This window comes from Aeromonas sobria (assembly GCF_050266975.1).
GTDB classification, from domain to species: Bacteria; Pseudomonadota; Gammaproteobacteria; order Enterobacterales; family Aeromonadaceae; genus Aeromonas; species Aeromonas sobria_B.
In genome coordinates this window covers 1-319 of the sequence record NZ_JBKISU010000120.1, presented here as the reverse complement: position 1 = coordinate 319, position 319 = coordinate 1, and the positions used below count along the sequence as shown (strand labels likewise).

1 protein-coding gene is annotated in these 319 nt (G+C 68.7%); it reads left to right on the top strand.

All coding sequences use genetic code 11. From position 1 onward, the window contains the following. Positions 1 to 319, top strand: a 319-nt coding sequence (locus ACLHZ1_RS20715; protein ID WP_427263552.1) for a hypothetical protein, incomplete at both ends; no start/stop codon positions are given.

Sequence of the window (319 nt, the reverse complement as noted above, 5' to 3'; positions counted from 1 at the left end):
CCGTGACCGCCACCCTGGTGGATGCGGCGGGCAACGTCTCGCCGGAAGGTAGCGACAGCGCGGTGATGGGCGACACCACTGCCACCGCGGCGCCGACCGTGGTCATCACCGAAGACAGCGACAACGATGGCACCATCGACCGCACCGAAATAGCGGGCCCCGTGAACGTGGCAGTGACCCTGCCGGGCGAGGCCCAGGCCGGTGATACCCTCAAGGTGAGCGGCCAGGCCGACCGCCTGTTGAGCGAGGCCGACATCCTTGCTGGCAAGGTGGACTACGAGTTTGACCGTCCGGCCGACGGCGAGGCGCTGACCGTGAC